Origin of the sequence: Bradyrhizobium cosmicum, from assembly GCF_032290525.1 — a bacterium.
GTDB classification, from domain to species: Bacteria; Pseudomonadota; Alphaproteobacteria; order Rhizobiales; family Xanthobacteraceae; genus Bradyrhizobium; species Bradyrhizobium cosmicum_A.
In genome coordinates, this window is record NZ_JASXTA010000001.1 from 747,918 (window position 1) to 771,539 (window position 23,622).

Consider the following 23,622-nt stretch of genomic DNA (forward strand, 5'->3'; position numbering starts at 1 on the left):
ACAAAACCTCGTAACGAAGACGCTATCGTCCGGTGAGCTAGCGACACATGCTCCCAATTCAGATTTATGATTGTTAAACTAAGGCCCGGACACATGCCGAGGCCATATCGAACAACAAGGCGAGCACGCTCCTATCGTGGGCTTCCCCCCGGCGAGCAACATTGGCCGCTGGTGTCCTCATGATACCCAGCGCTCCTAAAATTGCCACGTAAAATCAATGGGCGTTTGCGAGTAGAAAACACTGCGGATGTGCGGTTGCTAGGACAATTCTACGAAAAGGCGATGCAAGCTACTCTTCCTCATGCGACTTCTCGACGCGCCCGCCGGAGGCACGAACGCTCGCGCTGATTGCTTCAGCCCACTTTTACTAGTGGACATAGGACGACCCTCCGTTTTACCTTCCGGTTGCATTTCAACCGGATCCGGACCCTTAGAAGTAACGGACCACGTTGGGGGGGCAATCATTAGACAATTGCTTGTTTTTGGCATTTTGTTTCTGGTGGTCGTATTATTCAGCCCGGCGACGCGCGCGGACGGAAAGGCGCGACGCGTACTAATTCTTCACTCATATAACTATACGTTCCCTGCCGACGCCGCCATTTCGGAGTCCCTCCGTAAAGAGCTCGCACGGTCCTCTCAGCCAATTGAAGTAGAAGCTGAGTTTCTCGATCTGGCCAGGCGGCCAGATGAGGTCGAGGGGTTGAAGACGGCAAAATTCCTTGGCGAGAAATATGCCGCTGAGCATTTTGACGCCATCGTAGTCATCGGCATTCCTGGAATGCCTTTCCTTCTCAAACATCGCGATTTGATTGCGCCGGGTGTCCCCATCGTATGGGCTGACGTTACGCGGACGACGCTCGAGGCCGCGAAGCTACCCGCCGACATCACCGCGGTGATAAATGATTACATTCCGGAAAAGACGCTCGAACTCGCTGAACGCCTTCAGCCTAAGGCGCGACGGCTCGTGGTGATTGGCGGGGCCAGCACTTCCGACGTCCGGTGGCAGGAGAACGGGCGCAGAGCCGTTGCAGCTCACAACAGTTCAGAGTTGGAAGTGGAATACTGGCTTGAGCACACATATAGCGGCCTGCTGGAACATGTGTCCGAGTTGCCACGTGATACAATCGTCCTGCTCCTTACGTTTTTCGCCGACAGAGAAGATAAGCGTTTCATCCCCAGAGATGTTGCTGGGGCAGTTGCAGAAGCTTCTGCCGCTCCGGTCTACGGTTTCTTCGAAACTTATCTCGGCACCGGCGTGGTCGGAGGATATCTCGAAACATATCAGTCTATCGGAGCGACTACCGCCGGTATCGTTCTCGAAATCCTTTCAGGTAAGGACATCACTAAGCTCAGTCCTCGAGACAATGCAAAACCGGCTTTTCGAGTTGATGCGCGAGCGATGGAGCGGTGGGGACTCGACCGCAAAAACCTTCCCTCCCGCAGCACCGTCTTATTCCAGAAGCCCAGTCTTTGGGAGGAACATCGTTATCTTTTTTCTGCGAGTGCAGCTGTCGTCGCTGTTCAGTCATTTATAGTTGCCGGATTGTTGTTTCAACGGCGTCGGCGACAACAGGCTGAACAGTCGCTAAAGGAAAGCGAAGATCGAATGAGATTTGCCGCGGCGTCCGCAAATATTGGGCTGTGGCAGTTCGATCGAGCAACGAGCCAACTATGGTCTACCGAACACTGCCGAGCGATTTTTGGACTGTCGGCTGGTTTTCCTCTCACCTGCCAGACGTTCCTCGCGGCGATCCACCCAGACGATCGCTCCATGGCGGCGGCTGCACTTCAGGGGGAGTTGAAGGGTGGCCGTTCTGCCATTGCTGACGTTCGCACTGTTTCGGGACCAGACGAGGTGCGGTGGGTGCGCATTCGTGCTCGTTCAGATGGCTCCGGGCAGAATACAGCAGGCCAACTTAGTGGAATGTTCGCCGATATCACGGACCAGAAAACTGCTGAGTGCGATCTTGAACTCCAGCGTCAAGAAGTAGCGCATCTGATGCGTGTTACGGCGCTAGGGGAGCTATCAGGTGCGATTGCCCACGAGGTCAATCAGCCATTGACTGCAATCCTTTCGAATGCGCAGGCCGCTCTTTACTTGTTAAAGCAGGATTCACCTAACTTCACCGAAATTCACGATGCACTTCAGGATATCGTGCACGAAGATAATCGCGCGAGTGAGGTCATTCAGCGGCTACGCAGCCTGCTCAAGAAGGGCGAGAGCAGCTTTGATTCGATTGATCTCAACGAACTCGTCGAGTCGACCGTTGCTTTGTTGCGTCACCAACTGATTGATCGTCGAGTCACCGCTGAGACCGACTTAGCCCTTGGTCTGCCGACCGTGCTCGGCGATCCCGTGCAATTGCAGCAGGTTCTACTAAATCTCATCATGAACGCCATGGATGCGATGACCTCAACTCCGGATGCGCAGCGTCGAATACAGATTTGCACTCGAGCGACGGAAAAGGGAACGATTGAGGTCTATCTGAAGGACAATGGCCCAGGGATAAAGACTGTAGACAGAAAGCGGGTGTTCGTACCGTTTTACACGACCAAAGACCAAGGTCTTGGCCTAGGACTATCTATTTGTTCGACGATCATTGAAAAACACGGGGGCACAATCAACTTGCGAAACGCTGACATAGGGGGAGCCGTCGCAGAAATCTCCCTGCCAGCCGAGAAAGGACCCCATTATCACGCGCGCCTCGCAATCTGAGCCATGGCACCTCTTCTACGAACTTTCCCTGCCTTTGAGATCAAGGCACTCTCATCTCACCAACCGCCCAGCCCCGAACGTCGGCTTCCATGCCGAGCGAGCTGGACCACCCGGTAATGTTAGCCAGCTAGAATTCTCTAGCTTAGACTATTTTTATCAGAACCGGATGTGACGACGAAAGGCGCTCCTGGAAGCAAAGCACCTATAGTGTATTTCGGGGCCGTCTCGATCCAGCCCAGCTCACCTCCAAGATAGAAGCCTGTCCACGAGAGCGCAGGTGCGTAGGGGACCCGGGCTAACAGCTGGACTCGCTGAGCGAGGTCGCCCGCCGAATGCAGTCAGGCCGAAGCTGCACTGAGTTGTCGCAAGTAAAGGGAGGGGCCCAAAACCGCACACAATGCGCTGTGATTCAGAGAGATAAGATCCTGCTAAGACCAGCGCGGGCGAGAGCCCGCCTCTTGTTTCATTTGAAAATCGGCTGATGCTTCTCTTGCTTGAGCATCACATCTATCGCTTCGATGATTCGAACTTCCGGATGAGCCTTGCAATAAACGATGACTTCATGCTCAAGCTCTTTCGATCGGGCTATATTGAAGTAGTGCTTCTTTGCGAGGCCATTGTACCAGCCGCTGTACCAGGTCGTGAGCCGATCTGCATCTTCCTGCCAAGTCCCCGCAAGTGCTGCGCACGTCAGCGCCTGCACGTTAATGTAACCGTTGGCATCGGCGTAGGCAGAGAGGTCCGTTTGCGCCAGAACAGGAGAACCTGCTGTAGCAAGTGTCGTCACTGCAATTGCCAGCGTCTTCCACATGACGTCACTCCTGGGAGAATTGTACATCTATTAGGCTGCATATTCCGAGTTAGGGTCTGGGACGCCCCGAGCTTCCCATGTGATCATCGGGACCATAGATTCATCTGTAAGCAGGTCAAAAGGCTTACGTAGCTTGGTGTTCCACCAACATTTTCCTGCGGAATGCATTCGGCCTTGCTCGGAGCAGAGAATTTCGGCCACTGGCTCACCAGCTGTTGCCGAGCCATGTTTTCATCGCTCAGGCAGCTTTTGAGGGACTGATCGACTGAAAGGCTGGCCGTTGCCGCCAAATCGAGTTTGCAGCTTCGGACGATATCGAATGCAGGCACTCGATCGGCAACGGCGACGACGAGATGAGTCCCCACGACCATCATGGAAATCGAAATCGGCATAGTGTGTCCTTCCTACCATTTTGCTCTATTCACACCACTAAGCGTGGCTATTTCAGAAATGTGCGTGAGTCGCGGCGTCGAGTCCTACCCTACGTCACCCTGATCCCGGATCGCTTTTTCTATCGCTGAGAACAGGGCGTCATCATGCAACGGCTTCCGAAGCCTCGCTAAAACTGTATCTCCAGGCGGCCGTGAGAGTATCGCAGGATCGCCGTGTGCTGTGATGAGGATCGTCGGAACCGTCATGCGGCTGTCGACAAGATGCTGTTGAAGCTCCAATCCGTTCATATCCGGCATTTGAAAATCTACTATCAGGCACGCCGGAAGACCATCTGGCAGCGCCGCAAGAAACTCCTTTGCTGAATCATACGTCTTGACCTGGAAAGCACGCGAACGCAGTAGCCGGCTTAGAGCCCTGAGTACGGCGGGATCATCATCAACGATGGCAATCCATGGGGATGCTTCCGCCACGAGAATTTTGCCCTTTGCCGAGAGTCCTTCGTGTCGACCTTTGGGCCAACGGGATTTGATGTCCCAGCTTCTAAAGCTCCGCTTTGCTCTGCCGCGTTCTCCAACGGTGGGATCGTTAGAATCCACCGCATTCTTGCGACGGTAGCGCAGCATGCGGGTGGTCGATATTGGACCAGGGTCCAATATCCCGTGAAAAGCCTATTCTCGTAACGTAGCGCGATCTGTTTCGCGATTGGCTTGGTTATCAATCAAGGGGCAACGCTCAGACATGACGCCGCTTTTCCCTGAAATTGCAGTTAGAGCCGATGCTTCCGTAACCAAAGCCCCTTTGCAATCCGAAGGAATGATTTGGATACCGGGCGGCACTTTCCGCATGGGATCAGACAAGCATTATCCGGAAGAAGCCCCGGCCCACCGCGTTACCGTGGATGGTTTCTGGATGGACCAGCATCCCGTGACAAACCGGCAATTCAAGGAGTTCGTAAGGGCGACCAAGCATGTCACCGTCGCCGAGATCACGCCTGATCCGAAGGATTATCCGGGCGCGCTTCCGCACATGATCTACGCGGGCTCGCTGATGTTCTCTCCGCCCGCGCATCCGGTGAACCTCCGGGACTTCAGCCAATGGTGGACGTTTGCCAAGGGCGCAGATTGGCGGCATCCTTACGGGCCTGGAAGCAACCTTCGTGGGCTCGACGAACATCCCCTCGTGCATGTGGCATTCAGCGATGCGCTCGCTTACGCGACATGGGCGGGCAAGGATCTTCCTACCGAAGCCGAATGGGAATTTGCGGCGCGCGGCGGGCTTGCGGAGGCCGAATTCGCGTGGGGCGATGAGTTCACGCCGGCCGGCAGACACATGGCAAACACCTGGCAAGGAGAATTTCCGCGCGAGAATTCCAACGTCGATGGTTTTGAGCGCACCTCGCCGGTGAGTGCATTCCCGCCAAACGGGTATGGATTGTACGACATGATCGGCAACGTCTGGGAATGGACGGCCGACTGGTATTCGCCGAAGCATCAGCCAGACGCTCCGAAAACTTGCTGCATTCCACAGAACCCGCGAGGGGGCCGTGAGGCAGACAGCTATGACCCACGAATTACCAACGTGAAGATACCCCAAAAGGTCATCAAAGGCGGCTCGCATTTGTGCGCGCCGAACTACTGCCGACGCTACCGGCCGGCAGCCCGCCATGCGGAGCCGGTAGATACGTCCACCAGTCATTTGGGCTTTCGATGTGTCAGCCGACAAGCGGTTGATGCGACATAACCGGTAGAGCAAGCAATGTTAAGTTACACGTCCGCTGACAAACCCCCTGCACAGTCGGCAGGCAAGCAGCTTAGTTGGATCAAGCGCTCATGCGCCGCTTTGCTAAGCGCATCGATGCTGACATCCGCGCCCGTGCCGCTCAGCACGCCGGCGTCCGCTCAGCAGGCGCAGAAGCCCAACATTCTCTTCATCATGGGCGATGACATCGGCTGGATGCAGCCGAGCATCTACCATCAGGGGCTTATGGTGGGCGAAACCCCAAACATCGACCGTATCGGCAACGAGGGTGCCAAGTTCATGCACTATTACGCCGAGCAGAGTTGCACTGCCGGGCGCACGGCCTTCATCACCGGCATGCAGCCGGTCCGCGTAGGCATGGTCCTGCCAGAACTCCCTGGCAGCCCATCCTACATCCGGCCGGGGACGCCGACGCTTGCTAAATTCTTGCTCGATCTCGGCTACAACACCGGCGAGTTTGGCAAGAACCATTTGGGCGACCACGCGGACTCGTTGCCAACCGCGCACGGTTTCCAAGAATTCTGGGGCTACCTCTACCATCTCGATGCGATGCAGGGCGTAAGCTTCCCCGACATTAACAAGACCGCGAGCCAGCAGACGCTCGCGCCGCCTTGCAAGAACACACCGATCCCTGGTCTGACTGAAGTCCCGGGCGCCGTGGACCCCAAGTCCACGGTCTGCCTGACGCCGCCACGTCCGATGCTGGCATGCACGTCAGCGGGCGGCACTGGCGCCAAACAGACGTGCAAGGACGAGGGGCCGCTAACGCTCGACCGATCGAAAACCATTGACGAGGAAATCTCCGCCAAGGTCGTCGACTTTCTTGATCGCAATGATCCCAAGAAGACCAACAAGCCGTTCTTCGCCTGGTACAACCCCGCACGCATGCACATCACGACCATGCTGGCGGACAAATACAACGCCATGGTGGGGGAGCCTGGGGGCAAGGACTGGGGTGTCAACGAAGCCGGCATGAAGCAGATGGATGACAACATCGGCGTGGTGTTGAAGAAGCTGGAAGACATGGGGCAGCTCAACAACACGATCGTCGTGTTCACCACCGACAACGGCGCGGAGACAATCACATTCCCGGACGGCGGTGTCACACCGTTCAAGGGCGGCAAGCTGAGCACCTGGGAGGGAGGCATGCGGGCTCCGATGGTGATCCGCTGGCCGGGCGTCATCAAGCCGGGTACCGTCAAGAACGAAATGTTCGCCTCTCTTGACTGGGTCCCGACCCTCGTCGAGATCGCCGGCGGGCCTAAGGGCGATGGATTGAAGCAACGTGTCGAGGCCGGCTATCCCGGGCTCGTCAAGACCACGCTCGATGGTGTCAACCAGATCGACTATCTAAGTGGCAAGTCCGAGAAGTCGGCGCGTGACCACTTCCTGTATTATTCCGGCAAAGAACCATCAGCAGTCCGCTATAAGAACTGGAAGATGTACTTCGCAATGGTGTCCGACGCACCTGCGGGCTTCATTGCCGGTGTCCAGCCCTATCACTGGACCCAGGTCGTCAACATCAAGCGCGATCCGTTTGAGACTTCAATCGGTACGCAGATAAAGACGCTGTTCGGTATGGGCGGAGCGATCGCTTCTCCCTCCACGGCCTATGTCTATGACTGGAACATGCTTCCCATCGGGCAGCAGCTCTGGCTGATGCATCTGGAGACTTTCGTCAAATTCCCTGCACTGCAGGACCCCGCGAGCTACAACCTGGAACAGGTCATGCAGCAAATCAAGAATATGAAGGCGGGACGCGACTAAACAGACGAGACCGATCGGCGGGCGCGACTTCAAACGTCCGCCGATCACTATGAGCAATGAATCTCATTCTCCCGCGAATAGCCCTTCGAGCAAGGCAATCATGAATATTTTTCGACGCACATGCTTCGGTCTCCTCGCATCGGTCGCAGCGGTAACGGGACTTGTCTCGCCGTTATCTGCGCAGCAACAAAAGCCAAACATCCTGGTCATCATGGGCGATGACATCGGCTATTGGAACATCAGCGCCTACAACCGCGGCATGATGGGCTACCGCACCCCCAACATCGACCGCATCGCGAACGAAGGTGCTGTCTTCACCGATTATTATGGGCAGCAATCCTGCACCGCCGGACGCGCGGCCTTTATCACCGGACAAAGCCCGTTGCGAACGGGATTGCTCAAAGTCGGTCTGCCTGCCGCAAAAGAAGGCCTTTCAGCAAAGGACCCAACGATCGCTGAGCTGCTAAAGCCGCAGGGTTATACAACCGGGCAATTTGGCAAAAACCATCTTGGCGATCGCAACGAATTCTTGCCCACGGTGCACGGCTTCGACGAGTTCTTTGGCAACCTTTATCACCTCAACGCCGAAGACGAACCGGAACATGCAGACTATCCGAAGAATCCGGCATTCAGAGCTCAATTCGGCCCGCGCGGTGTGATGAAGTGCATCGCAGTCCCGACCGACACACCGGGCGACGATCCTCGCTTCGGTACCTGGGGCAAACAAAAGTGCGAGGATACGGGGCCTCTTACCAAAAAGCGCATGGAGACGATTGACGAGGAATTCCTCGGTGCCACCAACGACTTCATCGAACGCGCAAATCGGGACAAAAAGCCTTTCTTCGTCTGGTTTAACCCGAGCCGCATGCATATCTGGACGCGTCTTAAGGCTGAATCGCAAGGGAAAACAGGCCTTGGCATCTATCCTGATGGGATGGTCGAGCATGACGGTCAGGTCGGACAGGTTCTAAAGAAGCTTGACGACCTCGGCATCGCCAACAATACGATCGTCATTTACACCACTGATAACGGCGCCGAGACATTTTCCTGGCCCGACGGCGGCACAACACCCTTCAAAGGTGAGAAGAATACCAATTGGGAAGGCGGCTACCGCGTCCCGGCGATGGTTCGCTGGCCAGGGCTGGTGCCGCCGCGAACTGAGATCAACGAGGTATTCTCGGCAGAGGATTGGGCTCCGACATTGTTAGCCGCTGCTGGCGAACCCGACGTCAAGAACAAGCTGTTGTCGGGTTACGATGCTGCTGGCAAGAACTTCAAGGTTCACCTCGACAGCTACGACCAGCGCGATCTTCTCTCCGGCAAGGGCGCCAATAAGCGCCGCGAATTTTTCTACTGGACCGATGACGGCAACCTAGCCGGGCTGCGTTATGACCAATGGAAGGCCGTCTTCCTGGAACAGAAGGCTCATGGTTTCGATGTTTGGTCGCAGCCAATGATTCAACTGCGCTTGCCATCGCTTTTCAACCTTCGATCCGACCCATTCGAAAGGGCGCAGCATGAAGCCGGGGACTACGTCAAATGGTTTGTCGAGCATGCCTTCGTGCTCGTCCCCGCGCAGGCGATCGTCGGTCAGCATCTTATGAGCTTCCAGCAATTCCCACCGAGACAGAGACCGGGTTCATTCTCTGTCGAGCAGGCGATGGAGAAACTCCGCAATCCGCCCTCAAGCAATTGAATAGTCACCGAGGAGTGTACCCATGACCATCAAGAGTCAAATCGGCTTCATGATTATTGCGCTCCTGCTCTGCGGGACGGCACCGGCGATGGCTCAAACCGCGACGCCCACTCCGCAACACACACCCCTGCAAAAGACGATCGGCCAGGCCAAGCCGGAAATTGTGCCGTCCTTGATCGTAATGAGTGCCCGTGGCGCCAGCCTGCAGGGCGGCAAGCTCACACTCACCGGCGTGGCCCCGAACTCAGTCGTTTTCGCGGATCGTCCGGTGCGGGCCGCGGGGCATTCGCTCACGACCGATCTGCTGGAGGAATGGTCTCCGACCAATGCCAGCGATGAGAGCTTTACCAAGGATCCGCCGAACGCCACCGTCTCGGTGTTCAGCACGGACGGGTCGAAAATCCGCGATGCCGTTGTGGTACTGAAAACCGCGAAGCTCGAGGGCGACCGGCTGACCTTTGACGTGGATGTGCTCGAAGGTGATTTGGCCGGTGGTGACGGGCCGGCGGCGCTCTTTATCGACCGCTTCGGCTTTGGCGGCTTCCATGCCGGTGGCTTCCACGCGGGCGGCATGGGCGGCTTTCACGCTGCGGGCTTCCACGGCGGTTACGCGCGGGTCGGCGGTGTCGGTGCAGCGGGCGTCTGGCGACGTCCCTACGTCGCTCGCGGCGCTTGGTATCGCGGAGGCTACGGTGCAGCAGCGGTCGGTGCCGCCGCGGTGGGTGGTGCTGCGCTCGGTGCGGCGGCAGCCAGCACCTATCCCTATGGCGGCGCTTGCGGCTATTACCCTTATCCACCCTGCTACTGAGGACCGGGTGGCTGCGGCGGGCAGAACGAGTCGTGACGGCTACAATCTTAGAGGGATTACCATGAAAGAGATTGTTCGATTTCCGCCCCCTGATCGACGCGTCCTCCTTTCGTCGCTGGCAATGCTCCCTTTGCTCTCTGCCTCGCTCCGCTCCACCTCCGCGCTGGCACAGGCACGCGATCCGCTCCCCTCATGGAACGAGGGTGCAACTAAGTCGTCGATAGTGAACTTTGTTACGCGCGGGACATCGCAAGGCGGGCCTGATTTCGTTCCGGTCGACCAGCGCATTGCAACGTTCGATAATGATGGCACGCTCTGGATCGAACAGCCAATGTACGTGCAACTCGCCTTCGCGCTCGACCGCGTGAAAGTTATGGCGCCGATGCACCCGGAGTGGAAGACCAAGCAGCCTTTCGCTGCGGTGCTTGACGGAGATATGAAAGAGCTCGCGGCTTCCGGCGAAAAGGCATTGGTCGAGATAATTGCCGTGACTCATGCCGGCATGACGACGGCCGAGTTCGAGAAGATCACCTCAGAATGGCTTGCAACCGCGCGTGATCACCGCTTCAAGCGGCCCTACACCGAACTTGTCTATCAGCCGATGCTCGAGCTGCTCGCTTATCTCCGCGCCAACGGTTTCAAGACCTTCATTGTGTCGGGCGGAGGCATCGAATTCATGCGGCCGTGGACCGAGCGGATCTACGGCGTGCAACCAGATCAAGTGGTCGGATCGTCGATCAAAACTCGATTTGAAATGAAAGACGGCGCACCAACGCTTTTCCGGTTGCCCGAAGTCAACTTCGTAGACGATAAAACAGGAAAGCCAATCGGCATCAACGAGCATATCGGTCGCCGTCCCATCGTAGCCTTCGGCAACTCAGACGGCGATCTCGAAATGCTGCAATGGACGACGCTCGGCGCCAGTGGGCCACGCCTCGGCGTGATCGTCCATCACACCGACGCGGTGCGCGAATATGCCTACGACCGGGATTCGCATTTCGGACGGCTCAACGTGGCGCTGGATGCCGCAGCGGTAAACAAGTGGACCATAGTCAACATGAAGAACGACTGGAAGCGTATCTTCGCGTTCGACTAATCCACGAGTTCTCGAGAAGCTCCGAGCCACACAACATAGGCCTTTCAATATCTCGGGACGAAGGCAACCCGGCGCCGGCCCGGCGACAACAGCTCCATACACGGAGCGTCGATGGCCATATGCTCGTCGGGCCGCCTCCGAAATGATCGTTCCGAAGAGTGATAGCGGTTCATCGGAGGTACATTCCGCATGAAAATGTCGACAGCCTGGACCCGCAATCTTTGGGTTCTCGGAGTCCTGATCTCAATCTATGTGCTTATCGCTTATCTGGTAATGCCCGCTACATGGGCCAGGGTGGAGCACGAGCCCGGCCTGTCAAAGCGAGCAATGGTGACGTCCACGGCACAAGGGATACCGGGCGACGCGATCAACGTCGGCCTGATCGGTACCCGAGAAGATGTGGTCTCCGCTTTCCATGCCGCCGGCTGGTATCCGGCCGACCCCATAACGTTGCGCACCAGCCTGGAAATTATCGGCAGCGTTCTATTGGATCGTTCGTACAAGGAGGCTCCCGTCAGTCCGCTGTATTTCGATGGACGACGTGAGGATCTGGCGTTCGAAAGCACTGCAGGAAAAAGCGCAGACCGCCGGCAGCACGTCCGACTATGGTTGGTCTTGGAGAACGGCGCTGACGGTAGTCCCGTTTGGCTCGGATCGGCAAGCTTCGACAGCGGCGTAACCCTAAGCCGTGATACTGGCCAGGTCACACACAAGATCGCACCGAATATTGACGAAGAACGCGAGCGCCTAATCGCGGGGTTAAACAACGCCCGGATGGTGCTGAGCATGTATCAGATCAGAGGAGTCGGTCCAACCTTGAAGGGTCGTAACGGAGAAGGCGATCCCTACTACACTGACGGCGAGATATGGGTGGCAAAACTTGTCGCGGCCGGTCAGAAAGCTCCAGCCGCCGCGCAGCTCCTCCCGGCGCCTGTTCTAATCAAAATGAAGGACAAAATATTCTCTTGGGGTGCATCGGAGGGGCGGTAACTCCGGCGCATGCCGCTCGATCGGAATCCGGTCCGTATTCAATCGGTGTTGAACGCCTAACAAGCGAAATCCCGGTCATGATCTCGTCGCCTTTCGCTTGCGGCACTTCGTCAGAATTCACTCGGAGGCGCATCGTGCTTATAATTCTTTGCCTCTACTTTGTGACCCTTTGGCTCGTGTTTTCGAAACTCAAGGTCCTGCGTTGGGGGTGGCTTTCCGGGACCATCTCAGTCGTCATCGGCGCCTTGATGCTGGCTACATTCCTGGCGCTGTTCAATTATTTGACGCCGTCTGGCAAGATCACCGTGACCGGACGTGTCGTTGAGGTAACGCCCAATGTGAGCGGCCAAATCGTTCAGATCTCGGTGAAGCCGAACGTGCCCGTAAAATTAGGTGACGTTCTATTTCAGATTGATCCGGCACCATTCCGATTCAAAGTGGATCACTTGCGAGCATCGCTAGCCGCTGCGCAGCAGCAAACTCAGATGTTGAAGTCCAGTTACGAACAGGCAGCCGCCAATGTTGCTGGACTGGAGGCCCAGGCCAAATTCAATGCAAAGCGCCTGAAAGACATTCAGACTCTCTACGAGAGCGGGGCCAACACCGAATTCAGGGAGCAGGACACTCAGGTTCAGTTCGAGACCGTGACAGCCCAGCTCGGCGCAGCCAGGGCAGCACAACACAGCGCCAAGCTGGCAATGGACTCCGAGATTGGCGGCGTCAACACCACCGTCGCGCAAGTCCAGGCACAGTTGGATAATGCCGGGTGGGAATTGTCGCAGACTACGGTTCGAGCGCCGGCCGACGGTTACGTGACCCTCGTGACGCTGACGGTCGGCGACCGTGCGCTGCAGGCTCGATCGGTAATGTCATTTGTAGTCGAAAACGAGATTACAATCATTGGAATGTTTTCGCAGAACGGCTTCCAGACGATCAAGGTCGGCGCGCCCGTCGATATCGTCTTCGATAATGCTCCGGGCCGCATCTATCATGCAAAGATCGCCGCTATCCCAAAGGGCATAGGTCAGGGACAGGTTGCTGTATCAGGAACTCTTGCCCGTACGACGGCTCTCGGTGGGACGACTGCTTTTCCCGCCGAAATATCCGTTCCGGACGAAATGAGCCGGGACTCGCTTCGGCTCGGAATGTCCGGAAGTCCCACAACTTTTGCAGAAAAGGCAGGCGTGATTGGTCTCCTTGCCTCGATTCTGGTTTGGATAAGCTCCTATACCGCTTATTTGTAGCCGGGTGCTAATCGACCACGATCGCCCAATGGAATGGTCCGGCTCGCCAGCTGGAGATCTCGGCAACGGAAAGGTTTTCGGTGATCGGATTGACGAGCATGGACCTTAGATATCGGTTCTAGTTCGGTATGGAGCGTTCTTGGGAACACAAGTGAGAATTGTTTCTTCGAACTTTTGCCGGATGACAGTTACCGCAGCAGACAATGGACTACTAGAGCGCGTTCACCCGATTCCTAGACGACGGCCGCATCTGCCTGTCGAACAACGCTGCCGAACGAGCCCTACGCGGCACTGTCTTGGGTCGGACCGCTGAGCAATCACTTGACGCGAGCGAAAACCACGTCGAATTTTTGTTTGACGACTACTTGGTTGTAGATTCCTCTGAGCGTGTCGCTCGAAGCATCGTAGTTCAGCGTGTATGTTGAGCCGCCGTAGCCACCTGCGCGCAATTCGAAGAATAATTTAAGTGCGTCGCCCTCGCGGGTCGCCTCTGCCATTGAAAATGGTAGCGGCTTGGGGTTGGCATAGGCAGCATCGAGCTTGCCGTCCGATTGCACGGCATGGATGTTTATTACGTAGCCGCCTTCCAGCCGAACCCACTTGCCAACTAAAATACCGAGCCCCAGCGCCTCGTTACCAGCACGCGATGTCGACGGAACTTGAGCATGCGCAACTGCAAAAATCATGGCGAGCAAACAAACAATAGGGATGAATAATCTGTTGTTCATCGGCATTTTCCCACCGAACTTTGACGCCATAGTCGATCCCATTGAGCTTCGATGTTGCGTCTGGCCGCGCGCTCGCGTGTTGTTGACCGCGAGGCATCCTCGAAGTCCTGCTTGCCGTTCATCGCCATGTGTGACGCACGGCGGGCGTTGGCACACTCCGCACTGGCCGTAGTGCCCTTCGGTTCGGTGCCTTGTTCGGCCAGCGCCGGCGGGCCAACGCCGTTGCGGCGAGGAGCATCGTGGGGATCGAGCGAACCTTCTCCATCTTTGACCTCTTGGATCTAGGTTGCGCCAGCGGGCACCGGCTTGGCGAAGTCCGAGGGTGCAGTGCCACAGACGCTCACTGCGGTTTGAGATTCATTGCAGTCGGCCAAGCCGATCCGTTGTCGCGGCAGTTAAACTCTAACTATCAATGCCGTCACAAACTGACTCTTTGGTTTAGTGGCACCGGGGTCTAGGCACGTGGAGAGTAGCGATCATGCGCCGGGTTCGATATTGGACCAGAGTCCAATATTCCACGACAGGCTTCTTCCCGTAGCGTGATCCGGTCCGGCCGCGCAGGCGAGAATGGATTGATAGAACTGGTGGCGGTGACGCATGCCGGAATGACTACGACGGAGTTTGAGAGAATCACCGCTGACTGGCTCGCGACCGCTCGCGATCATCGGTTCAAGCGGTCCTATACTGACAGCTGGAGTTGCTGGCCAATCTGCGTGCCAATGGTTTCAGGACCATCATCGCCTCCGGCGGCGGAATCGAGTTCATGCGGCCCTGGACCGAGTGGATCTAAAGAGTGCACCTGCAAGGGTCCTAGCTTGAGATAGTATTTCTTAGAGGTGCTAATTTTAAGTGGTCTGTTGCCGAACAATCACAGACTTAGGTTCTCGATTCTGATCTGCTCCATGCTGGTAGTTTTGGAGGTTAAGATGAGATTGGCTTCCTCTAATATTTACCGGACAGCGTTTGCAGCTGCAGTGGCTTTGGCGCTTCAATCCGAGGTAACCCGGGCGGACGAGAATGGCGTGTCCCTTTGGCTTCCCGGTCAATTCGGAAGCTTGGCTGCCGCGCCGGCGGTTCCCGGATGGTCGCTCGGCACGATCGCCTATCACACCAGCGTGGAAGCTTCCGGCAACGTTGCGGCAGCACGCCAGATTTCCATAGGTCAGGTGCCAGCGACGGCAAATGTCAATCTCAACGCCAATTTGAATGCCCGCGGCGACCTGTTGTTCATTGCGCCAACCTACACCTTCGGGACGCCCGTGCTCGGCGGCCAGCTCGCCGTCGGCGTAATTGGCGTTGTTGGCAACCTTGACACCAGCATCGCAGGTACGCTGACCGCACAGATCGGCCCCATAGTCGCGACACGCAGTGGAGTCCTATCGGATTCGTTTACCGGCGTCGGTGATCTCTATCCGTTGGTGACGCTGAAATGGAATCAGGGCGTGCACAATTACATGGTCTATGGGTTCGGCGATATCCCGGTCGGAGCCTACGATTCTACGCGTCTATCCAACATCGGCATCGGGCACGGCGGCATCGACTTCGGCGCCGGCTACACCTATCTGAACCCAACAACGGGCATCGAGTTTTCCGGCGTTGGCGGCTTCACCTACAATTTCAAGAACCCAACCACGCAATACCAAAATGGCATCGACTTTCATTTTGACTGGGGTGCATCGCATTTTCTATCGAAGCAACTCTTTGTCGGCATGGTCGGATATGCCTACCAGCAAATCACTGACGATACTGGTGCAGCACCGTTCCTCAACGGATTCAAATCGCGCGTTTTCGGTTTTGGTCCCCAAGCCGGCTACCTTTTCCCGATTGGAGACAAGCAGGGATATCTGAACCTGAAGGGCTACAGGGAATTCGCCGCGGAAAATCGACCCGAAGGGTGGAACGTGTGGCTGACCTTCGCCATCTCGAATGCCGCGCCGACATCGACAGTTGCCCCAACGAGGCATTCGATCGGGAAGTAGAGGGCAGCCGACGCTTCGGTCGGACACTTCCAACTCGGTCATAACTACCGCCTGGGGTGGCGAAGCGAAGATCTGGGACGCGCAGAGCGGGCAGCAGATCGGCAATGCTTTGCGGCATGGCAAAGTGATCCGCTCGGCCGCGTTCTGTCCGAACGGCAAGAAGTTGGTGACTGCTTCCGATGACTGTACGGCGCGGATTTGGGAGATCGAGGCGGCCGAGGAACTGCCCGCGGCCGTCATCCTGACGATGGGCCTGAAGTCGAAGTCGATGGAGAAAGGGTGATCAGGCTCGGTCACTTCGGCCCGGTATACTCGGCCTGCTTCAGTGCGGACGGCGAGCGTGTAGTGACCGCATCAGAAGATAGAACGGCTCGTATCTGGTCGGCGGCGACCGGGGAGGAGATTGGTCCGGCGATGCTGCATGGCGAGACGGTCGACCATGCCGTCTTCTCGGCCGACGGACGCCGGGTTCTCTCGGTTTCGGCGAAGAGTAGCTTCGTCTGGCAGGCCGTGCGACCGCACGCGACGATCTGCAAATGGCCGGCTCGAGGCGAATTTGTATCGACCGCGATCGATGCAGCAGGCCGCGTGGCCGCGGTTTATCGCGATGGCACAGTTCACTTGTGGGATGCCGAAGCCACTGCCGCCCTTAAGCTGACGCCCGAGGGGTTTGCCCATTCGGTGGTTTTCAACTCCTCGTCCGGTTGCATGGTTACGATCGCGGACGGCGCCGAAGAGACGGCAACGGGCCGTTACCGCTACCCCAACCGGTCCGGCGAGATATCGCTGCTACCGCGCAGCTTGGCCCAGATCTGGGATCTGCGGAAGAACCCTAGGGGTGGGCCATGGAGCATGAAGCGCACATCGCACAAGCAGTGTTCAGCCCCGACGGGCAGCATCTCGCGACCGCTTCGTGGGACGGAACGACGCGGGTGTGGGATGCCGCAAGCGGCGCGCCGATCGGCTTGCCGCTGCAGCACGCCTGGGGTGTCAACGCCTTGGCCTTTAGGGGCGACGGCGCGCGCCTGGCAACGGCTTCAATGGATGCCAGGAACGGTCGTGTGTTTCGCTACGAGGTTGAAGTGCCCGGCGAATGGGAGCACGCACCCGGGGCCGCGCGCATATGGGACGTCGCCACGTCGCAGCCCTTGACTGCTCCGATGGCGCATGTGGGAAATGTCTGGTCGGTGGCCTTCAGCTCGGACGGAACGCGTCTGCTCACCACTTGCGAGGCCGTGGCGCAGGTGTGGGACGCGGCTACTGGCGAGCGGATCGGCGCGCCGCTGGTGCACATAGAAGCGATCCTGTCGGCCTGCTTCGATAACGCCGGAGACCGTATTGTCACTACGTCTGAGGATGGCACCGGCCGGCTATGGCGGGTATCGACCGGCAGGCCAATCGCCGCAACGTTGAGCCATCGCTCGCAGGCCGTTTACTGCGCGCGTTTCAGTCCGGACGGGCGCTTCGTAGCCACCGGCGGCGGCGACGGGACCGCGCGCATCTGGGATGCCTACACCGGCCGCCCCCTCGGCGAGCCCATGCGGCACAACTTCGCTTTCGAGGATGTGCGATCGGTGTGCTTCAGCAGCGATGGCGGTTACTAGTTCACCTCGACGCCGGGTGGTGTTTGGCGATGGGATCTTGGCTGGTACCAGCTGAAAACGGTCGATGCAATGCTCGAAAAACTGCGCCGCACGTTCCCGGGGGCTGCGGCTAAGATCACCAAGGCTGACATGCTCGCCGCTTGGCCCCTTGCCAACGAGGACATCGGCAAGAACGTGTTCGAGTGGATGCCCGACTAGTGCCTGCCGTGCCGACGCGTTGATACGATGGACTTGAAGCAAGCAGCCAGCTGGGCCACCCGCAAGCTAACTTCCAATAATACCCATTTCGAAAGTCCGGGACCTATCGCCAGGCGGGCCCGCCCTATGCGCGGATCCTTGACACATAGCCGTTACGATTGCGCGCAAATTGCATAGTGGGAGAACCGCTCCGCGCCGAGGCCTGGATCGACGAACTAAACTGGCTCCGCGATGGCGCCAAGGGCGCGCTTTTTTAGCAGATGAGTTGGAGCGTCTCGCCGAGCAGCAAGGCGAGAGGTCGCAGCAATGAGCAATGTCATTCAATTCCCCACCTCCGACGCTGGCCGCGTCGAAAAAACCGTCCGTGACCGAAAGGACGCAGGAGCCTACCGCCAGATGGAGGGCGACCTGCGTGACCTGGTGAACATGGGGCGCATCACTGCGGGTCTTGCACACGATGCGGACGGTGAGCCTCCGCTCTGCGAGAAGCGAAATCTGGCCCTGTTCGCCGTGTACCACCTTCACGAAATGCTTCTTCACTTTGAGATGAAATACGAGGACGGAGACTGGCTGGCCGGCGGAGCACCAAGCACCGACAGCGCGACCGGCAGCGGCTGATGACGCATCGCCGGCGGTTGTGCCGCTAGTCCCTAAAAGAAACGCCGCCGGGCTCGAAATACAGTGTCCCGGCGGCGCCCTGTTCCAAACCGGGTCCAGCAATCCCAGCCACCTTGATACGAGCAACACCCGTGCCACAGAGATGTGACAGGCCGGCATGAATCAGAACGGATGACCTATTGGCAGAGTTGCCGGAGACCGTCAGCACCCTTGAAATGGGTGCCGGGCCTGCAGGAGATGCCGTTGCGGGAAGCATACGTACTCCAGTTGCCGTACCAGCCGTTGGGGCCGTACCCCATCCCGCCGTACCCCGTCCCGCCGGACATGGCGTAGGAATTGCCCCAGCCGCCGACGGTAGCGGCCGCCGCCACCGGATGGCGATACGCCGTTCGCCGATTTGATTGCCGATATCGATAGGTTGGGGTACTCCCGGTTCCAAGACCCGTGCAGTTGGCGAATTCAGCTTGGCATTCGTCCGGATTTGAGAGGGCCGCCTGCGCCAGTGCAGCAGAGCTGGACAGGGCGGATGCCGCAATAACGGCCGCGCCAAGAACTTTCAGATTTATCATGGCTTCCTCCTTGCGGTTGGACCGTGGCGCACAATGCCACGTTTGGCAGTAGCCCATCGGGGGGATCGGGCGCGCCTTCTGATGCGGATGCCTTGACGTAGATCAAGGAAGGCGCGGCGAGCCTGTCCATTGTGACGATTGCTGCGCCGGTCTTCTCCACACCTTAAGCTCAGTCTTCAGCAAGGGCCCGGCCGGGGTCTCGATCCCCAGCTGGCTTTATTTTGTCATGAACACCAAGAGACCGACCTGAGCATCTGGGGGCGGCTTCCCGCGATTCAGCGCCCGCATGATCCGGGCCATCATGGTCGGGCCGCCGCCTTCGGCCACCAGGATCAGCGCCTGCATTGCGGCTTGCCACTCCGGCGCGGCGTGCTCCTTCTTTGGCAGTGCGGTGATGTACTCGCCGGCGTCCAGCAGCGTCATCAGCTTGCGGCCGTCGACCTCGATCGGCACCTCGAAAGGCCGGCCCCAGCCCTCGATCATTTCGCGCTTCGGTTTCCCATGATTGCAAGCCGAGAGTTACCCCGCTGGAAGTCGGGCCGAACATCGGCACCGCGCGCGCCGCAAGCCCGGCACACGAACCGCGGCTCGACATCGGAGAGCCTAACACTGTCAGGCCAGCGGTCGGCATCCAGAGCAATGTGATGGCCGCAGTGGCAATAGATCAGCACGCCGCGAACGCCCATATCCCGCATCTGGCCGAAGGTGATCTTGATCTCTGGACCATCGGCATGCGTAGGGCTGGTGCGGCGGACAGAGCGAGGCATGCCGCCATCAAAGCGGCACCGGAAGCGGCACGCAAATTATCAATCCCTTGGGCCTCGGAACGCGCGCGAGCTACTGCCGGCCGCGGGTGTGGAGAACACGGTTCGCCGGTTCACACTGGCGGGCCTTTTCGCATCATCGTTGCAGGGTACTCGAACGGCGCGCGCTTACGGCAGTTGCGGTTGCCTTGCGTGCCGAAGCGTTGAGTCGACCACGCATTCCACCACTTTGGCCGCTTCATTGTGTGTCCGCCGGCATTCTTCCCGAATTTGTTTGATCTGGCTGTGGTCGCCGTGCAAATCAACCGTCACGTAGACAATCGCGAGGCAAAAAACCACGAACACCGCGATACCAATCGTCCTCATGGCGGGGCCTCCACCTATTCGAGAACCTCGTACTCGAAGGCGACGCCTTCCGGATCGTTCTCCTCGAACCACTCCGCGGCATCGACCATGGCGAAGACCCTGAGCCGACCTGCTTGGCGATGCTGACGTAAACGAAGACGGTCATTGATCCCTCTTCAGCTTGGCGCCGACCCAAATGCGGTTCTTCCCCTACGGGTTGAACTCCGGGACGTGGTGCCGGTTCAATGTCCGCGGGGGAATGGTTAGGCCCGGCGCGCGATCACCGATCAAAGCCGCGCCGGGCCGCGAGTGCTTAGATCGGTGAAAGCCGCCCGACAGTTGGCGAGACTATTTCGCTCGGCTCGGTTCGCCCGCGGTACGCACCAGGCGATCCGCTTTCACCAGCACCCGATCGTCAGCCGGCTGCGGTCGCAGCGAAAAGCTGACCGCGATAAATGCGACGCAGAGCACCAAGCCCACCGCCGTCACGCGCCGGTGGGTCGGTCTATCGGCATTATGAAACGATGGGATCATTTGGGCACCTCATTCTAAGGCGGTCCCCGGGACACCATTCTTATTTGTGGTCCTGGCAAGCGATGAGGTTCAACGCATGAGCGCGCCTGCTGGCGGGCCTTTTGTCGCGATCCGCGAACTACAAGCGCAACGGGCATCACCTGCTATTGGTGAGTCATGCTGCACCAAATCATTGGTTCGAAAACGCCCCAGCGCGCGAACGCTGGGGGTTTTCGCTTGCCCCGCTCCTGCGCGCTCGCGAGATTGGAGGCCATGTCCGTCGTTTCCGGTGCTTGCAATTGGGAAGACACGCGCAAGGGAGCTGCCCGTTAGGGCCGATGAAATTCGACCGCTCGCTGCTTCAGCGATACCCTTGCCTCGAAGCCTGCGAGAAGCCACGCCCTCGCTTGCGTGTGCCCCGCCTTGCGCGAGCTCTCATTGCCCCACCACGCACTGAACTTGTGGGCAGACGCAGGTAACGGCCTTCCGAGCAGCGCTTCTATTTCTGAAAATGTGAACCGAACGGTTTGCCCTCGCACACTATCCAGCTTCGCTCGCAGTGGATCGTAAACGGACATAACCCGGCTCGTCACGGTGCTTTGTAGACGCGACTGGAGGTGTTGAAATCCCGCGCGGCAAGCTCCAGTTCGAGATCGGTAATCCGTTCGAAGATGCGAGCAGCGATTTCCTTCGACTCTTCGGCGGTCAACGACCAAATGCCGCGCAAGGAAAGTTCGTCTCTGAGAATCTTTGCCACAAAGAATTTGATAGCCATCTGGATCCATGATGCCAAAGCGTGATCCAACCGCAACCGGAGGGCGCACGCAAGTAGTTGAGCAGTTTTCCCGCGGGCTTCGGCCTAGCCGTCTCGGCAGGGAATGCCGAGGCTGTCGCAGGCACTCGCGAAGGTCTCTTTTGCCTTCGCATCTTCAAAGCAAAAGCGCGTGCCGACGTCGGCACGATCACTCGACCAGTCGACCTTGCTAGCTTTTGCAATGCGGGAGGCTTCGCCGCGCAGCAGATCCAACTGTTTCCCGGCGGCGTGAACGATCAAGCAATTTTCCTTTGTCATGAATACTTTCCTGAAATAACTTCACCATGCGACCGCTTTCGGGCGACCTAGCCGAAGCGGCTATCCGGACCACGTGATCGGTCGCGGTGCACTTCGTTTGACAACGAGCTGACCAATATCTCCAGCTTCGATTGTTCTTCGTTCAAGCGCCTTTCGACAAACTGGCGCTCAAACTCCGTCAGGCTGGTTTGCAATAAGTGGCGATAGCGTCGGATATTGTTGCGATGTGCACGCGCCGACTGGTCGTCAATCGTCATCGTCTTCCTTTGACGGCTACTATCTCATTCCTTTTTGCTTCACGGGGTGAGGTGGCCCCGAGGCAACACTCCAAGACGTCGCTGGGGCGGAGTATCTTCGCTCCGTGACGCCGGCAATCCCCGGCCGGGGCTTTAAATCCCGGCCCTCTAATTCTGGCGGACTTCGATGACAGAAACAAGAAATACTCGAAGGGCACGGTGCCCGTAGCGCTCTCGCTCACGCTAATGGGCTTTTCTGTTGCGATCTGTGAACTACTTCACAAGCGCAATGGACGTGGTCTGTTATCGTTCGCTCATTGCTTAGACCAAATATTTGCTTCGAAAACACCCCAGCGTTCACGCGCTGGGGTTTTGCATCTGCGTGAAGCGAACCAAGCCGGCGGGCCTATCGCGTCGTACTCGAAGGCCACTCCCGTTCTCCTCAAACCACGTTTCTGCGGCGTCGAGCGCAGCAAAGACCTTGATGTGATCGACGTCGCCGACCTGTTTGGCGGTATTCACGTAGACGAAGACGGTCATTGATCCCTCTTCAGCTTGCGCCGGCCCAATGCGGCTCTTTTCCCTTCGGATTGAACTCGGGGACGTGGCGCCGGTTCAATGCTCGCATAGGCAGCCTTTAACGAGGGAACGACGAGAGGCCACCAACTGAGGCGGCCTCTGCCTGTCGTCTCGCTTCTATTGGGAAACGGCCATCATCGTCGCTTCGCTGCCGCCGCGCAGGATCGCGCCGCGCTGGCCACAAGCTTTGCAGGCGAACCGCGGCTCGGTCTGGGACAGCCGGATCTCGTCAGGCCACTTGTCGACCTGCGCGGCCGAGAGCTTCACGTTATGACCGCAGCGGTAGTCTTGGCAGAAGACGATCAGGTCGCGCACTCCGGTCGAGCGCATCTCGCCGAGCGTTATCTTGAGGCCGCCCGTCTTGGCGTTGTTGAGGCGGGCAGGGCGAGGGCCTCGCAATTATCAATCCCTTGGGCCGCGGAGCGCGCGCGAGCTACTGCGCATCGTGGATGTGGAAAGCCGCCGATCAATCCCACGATGGAGACCATCGGCCCGCCATGTTGGCGGGCCTCACGCTAAAAGCGATTCCAGCCGATCGCGCCCGCCCGATTGCCCGCTTCAAAATGTGAATTAGCGCACAGACTTGCTTGCGGAATAAGGAGAAGCTGAAGGGGTAATTCAATAGTTCAATTGTGGGTGAATCTGTGGAAACTGCGAAGCGGTGCCAGGCCCAAGCAGCTGAATGCCTCCATTTAATGCAATCGGCGCAGAGCGAGACCGAAGCCAGACTCCTCAAATCCCTATCGCAAAGCTGGATTCGCATCGCCAATCAGATCGATCGATATCAATCTCTCGTCTCAAGCGGTAAGGCGCGAACAGACAAATCTACAATGGATCACACGCGCAACTGAACGATCCATTCGGAGCCGGGGAATCCGCGGGGCGACAAGCCTGACACTCCGGGCGTCAGGCACCTGAGATGACCACTCTCCAATTCAAGGACAATTCGTATCGGCGAGGAGCTCACCACCATACTACTGATAACCGTATCATCACCCAGCACGATTGGTAAGTCGATGCCTTCGGGGGGGAAAGTGCGACGCTTGGCGTTCGTCCTCAGCCAAACCTTGACGCGCCCGTTCCCAGCGTCCAGGAGCGCGTATGGCCAGCCCACTCCAACTGATCGCCCCCACAGACT

25 protein-coding genes and 3 pseudogenes are annotated in these 23,622 nt (G+C 58.0%); 16 read left to right on the forward strand and 12 right to left on the reverse strand.

Annotated elements, in window-relative coordinates; translation table 11 throughout:
• Positions 1-472 precede the first annotated feature (472 nt).
• Complete coding sequence (locus QSV46_RS03570) at positions 473-2,716, forward strand: ATP-binding protein (protein WP_314946377.1); 2,244 nt, start codon at positions 473-475, stop codon at positions 2,714-2,716.
• 463 nt (positions 2,717-3,179) lie between these two features.
• On the opposite strand, the gene QSV46_RS03575 is transcribed toward QSV46_RS03570, so the two are convergent.
• From QSV46_RS03575 to QSV46_RS03585, 3 genes are all read right to left on the reverse strand, one after another.
• Complete coding sequence (locus QSV46_RS03575; RefSeq protein WP_314946378.1) at positions 3,180-3,527, reverse strand: HdeA/HdeB family chaperone; 348 nt, start codon at positions 3,525-3,527, stop codon at positions 3,180-3,182.
• 83 nt (positions 3,528-3,610) lie between these two features.
• Positions 3,611-3,919, reverse strand: a complete 309-nt coding sequence (locus tag QSV46_RS03580; RefSeq protein WP_314946380.1) for a hypothetical protein — start codon at positions 3,917-3,919, stop codon at positions 3,611-3,613.
• 84 nt (positions 3,920-4,003) lie between these two features.
• Positions 4,004-4,543: a response regulator transcription factor gene (locus tag QSV46_RS03585; protein ID WP_314946382.1), complete on the reverse strand. Its 540-nt coding sequence runs from the start codon at positions 4,541-4,543 to the stop codon at positions 4,004-4,006.
• Positions 4,544-4,733: 190 nt separating this feature from the next.
• Here QSV46_RS03585 and QSV46_RS03590 point away from each other — a divergent pair, with 190 nt between their 5' ends.
• From QSV46_RS03590 to QSV46_RS03625, 8 genes and pseudogenes are all read left to right on the forward strand, one after another.
• Positions 4,734-5,660 carry a formylglycine-generating enzyme family protein gene (locus tag QSV46_RS03590; RefSeq protein WP_314946492.1) on the forward strand — a complete coding sequence of 309 codons (927 nt, stop codon included), beginning with the start codon at positions 4,734-4,736 and terminating at the stop codon, positions 5,658-5,660.
• Positions 5,661-5,774: 114 nt separating this feature from the next.
• Positions 5,775-7,445 carry an arylsulfatase gene (locus QSV46_RS03595; RefSeq protein WP_314946384.1) on the forward strand — a complete coding sequence of 557 codons (1,671 nt, stop codon included), beginning with the start codon at positions 5,775-5,777 and terminating at the stop codon, positions 7,443-7,445.
• 100 nt (positions 7,446-7,545) lie between these two features.
• Positions 7,546-9,141, forward strand: a complete 1,596-nt coding sequence (locus QSV46_RS03600; protein ID WP_314946385.1) for an arylsulfatase — start codon at positions 7,546-7,548, stop codon at positions 9,139-9,141.
• A gap of 22 nt (positions 9,142-9,163) precedes the next feature.
• Positions 9,164-9,949, forward strand: a complete 786-nt coding sequence (locus tag QSV46_RS03605) for a hypothetical protein (RefSeq protein WP_409997135.1) — start codon at positions 9,164-9,166, stop codon at positions 9,947-9,949.
• Positions 9,950-10,070: 121 nt separating this feature from the next.
• The gene (locus tag QSV46_RS03610) at positions 10,071-11,045 is read left to right on the forward strand and encodes an HAD family hydrolase (RefSeq protein WP_409997137.1); all 975 of its coding nucleotides are present in this window, start codon (positions 10,071-10,073) and stop codon (positions 11,043-11,045) included.
• Between the two features lie 189 nt (positions 11,046-11,234).
• Positions 11,235-12,035: an LssY C-terminal domain-containing protein gene (locus QSV46_RS03615; RefSeq protein WP_314946389.1), complete on the forward strand. Its 801-nt coding sequence runs from the start codon at positions 11,235-11,237 to the stop codon at positions 12,033-12,035.
• A gap of 134 nt (positions 12,036-12,169) precedes the next feature.
• Complete coding sequence (locus tag QSV46_RS03620) at positions 12,170-13,279, forward strand: HlyD family secretion protein (protein ID WP_314946391.1); 1,110 nt, start codon at positions 12,170-12,172, stop codon at positions 13,277-13,279.
• 218 nt (positions 13,280-13,497) lie between these two features.
• Positions 13,498-13,590: pseudogene (locus tag QSV46_RS03625) on the forward strand (transposase); the annotation flags it as partial.
• 6 nt (positions 13,591-13,596) lie between these two features.
• On the opposite strand, the gene QSV46_RS03630 reads toward QSV46_RS03625, so the two are convergent.
• Complete coding sequence (locus QSV46_RS03630; protein ID WP_314946392.1) at positions 13,597-14,007, reverse strand: hypothetical protein; 411 nt, start codon at positions 14,005-14,007, stop codon at positions 13,597-13,599.
• A 557-nt stretch (positions 14,008-14,564) separates the two neighbouring features.
• On the opposite strand from QSV46_RS03630, the pseudogene QSV46_RS03635 reads away from it, so the two are divergent.
• The 7 genes and pseudogenes from QSV46_RS03635 to QSV46_RS03660 form a co-directional block, all read left to right on the forward strand.
• Positions 14,565-14,788: pseudogene (locus QSV46_RS03635) on the forward strand (haloacid dehalogenase-like hydrolase); the annotation flags it as partial.
• A gap of 145 nt (positions 14,789-14,933) precedes the next feature.
• On the forward strand, positions 14,934-15,986 hold the full coding sequence (locus QSV46_RS03640; RefSeq protein WP_314946394.1) for a transporter: 1,053 nt from the start codon (positions 14,934-14,936) through the stop codon (positions 15,984-15,986).
• Positions 15,987-16,110: 124 nt separating this feature from the next.
• A complete protein-coding gene (locus QSV46_RS03645; RefSeq protein ID WP_314946395.1) occupies positions 16,111-16,269 on the forward strand; it encodes a WD40 repeat domain-containing protein in 159 nt (52 codons plus the stop codon).
• Positions 16,266-16,358: pseudogene (locus QSV46_RS41360) on the forward strand (hypothetical protein); the annotation flags it as partial. The gene QSV46_RS03645 and the pseudogene QSV46_RS41360, both read left to right, overlap by 4 nt.
• A gap of 473 nt (positions 16,359-16,831) precedes the next feature.
• Positions 16,832-17,590, forward strand: a complete 759-nt coding sequence (locus tag QSV46_RS03650; protein ID WP_314946396.1) for a WD40 repeat domain-containing protein — start codon at positions 16,832-16,834, stop codon at positions 17,588-17,590.
• Positions 17,591-17,659: 69 nt separating this feature from the next.
• Complete coding sequence (locus QSV46_RS03655; RefSeq protein WP_314946398.1) at positions 17,660-17,788, forward strand: hypothetical protein; 129 nt, start codon at positions 17,660-17,662, stop codon at positions 17,786-17,788.
• 306 nt (positions 17,789-18,094) lie between these two features.
• Entirely contained in the window at positions 18,095-18,406 is a 312-nt protein-coding gene (locus tag QSV46_RS03660; RefSeq protein ID WP_314946400.1) for a hypothetical protein, read from the forward strand.
• A gap of 176 nt (positions 18,407-18,582) precedes the next feature.
• On the opposite strand, the gene QSV46_RS03665 is transcribed toward QSV46_RS03660, so the two are convergent.
• From QSV46_RS03665 to QSV46_RS03700, 8 genes are all read right to left on the reverse strand, one after another.
• Positions 18,583-18,975 (reverse strand): hypothetical protein, encoded by a 393-nt coding sequence (locus QSV46_RS03665; RefSeq protein ID WP_314946401.1) that lies wholly within the window; start codon positions 18,973-18,975, stop codon positions 18,583-18,585.
• A gap of 216 nt (positions 18,976-19,191) precedes the next feature.
• Positions 19,192-19,458: a hypothetical protein gene (locus QSV46_RS03670; RefSeq protein WP_314946403.1), complete on the reverse strand. Its 267-nt coding sequence runs from the start codon at positions 19,456-19,458 to the stop codon at positions 19,192-19,194.
• A gap of 449 nt (positions 19,459-19,907) precedes the next feature.
• Positions 19,908-20,105 (reverse strand): hypothetical protein, encoded by a 198-nt coding sequence (locus QSV46_RS03675; RefSeq protein ID WP_314946405.1) that lies wholly within the window; start codon positions 20,103-20,105, stop codon positions 19,908-19,910.
• Positions 20,106-21,186: 1,081 nt separating this feature from the next.
• On the reverse strand, positions 21,187-21,372 hold the full coding sequence (locus QSV46_RS03680; protein WP_314946406.1) for a hypothetical protein: 186 nt from the start codon (positions 21,370-21,372) through the stop codon (positions 21,187-21,189).
• Positions 21,373-21,456: 84 nt separating this feature from the next.
• A complete protein-coding gene (locus QSV46_RS03685; protein WP_314946407.1) occupies positions 21,457-21,669 on the reverse strand; it encodes a hypothetical protein in 213 nt (70 codons plus the stop codon).
• 47 nt (positions 21,670-21,716) lie between these two features.
• Entirely contained in the window at positions 21,717-21,926 is a 210-nt protein-coding gene (locus QSV46_RS03690) for a hypothetical protein (RefSeq protein WP_314946410.1), read from the reverse strand.
• A gap of 336 nt (positions 21,927-22,262) precedes the next feature.
• Complete coding sequence (locus QSV46_RS03695) at positions 22,263-22,445, reverse strand: hypothetical protein (protein ID WP_314946411.1); 183 nt, start codon at positions 22,443-22,445, stop codon at positions 22,263-22,265.
• A 156-nt stretch (positions 22,446-22,601) separates the two neighbouring features.
• Complete coding sequence (locus QSV46_RS03700; protein WP_314946412.1) at positions 22,602-22,883, reverse strand: hypothetical protein; 282 nt, start codon at positions 22,881-22,883, stop codon at positions 22,602-22,604.
• Positions 22,884-23,622: the final 739 nt, after the last annotated feature.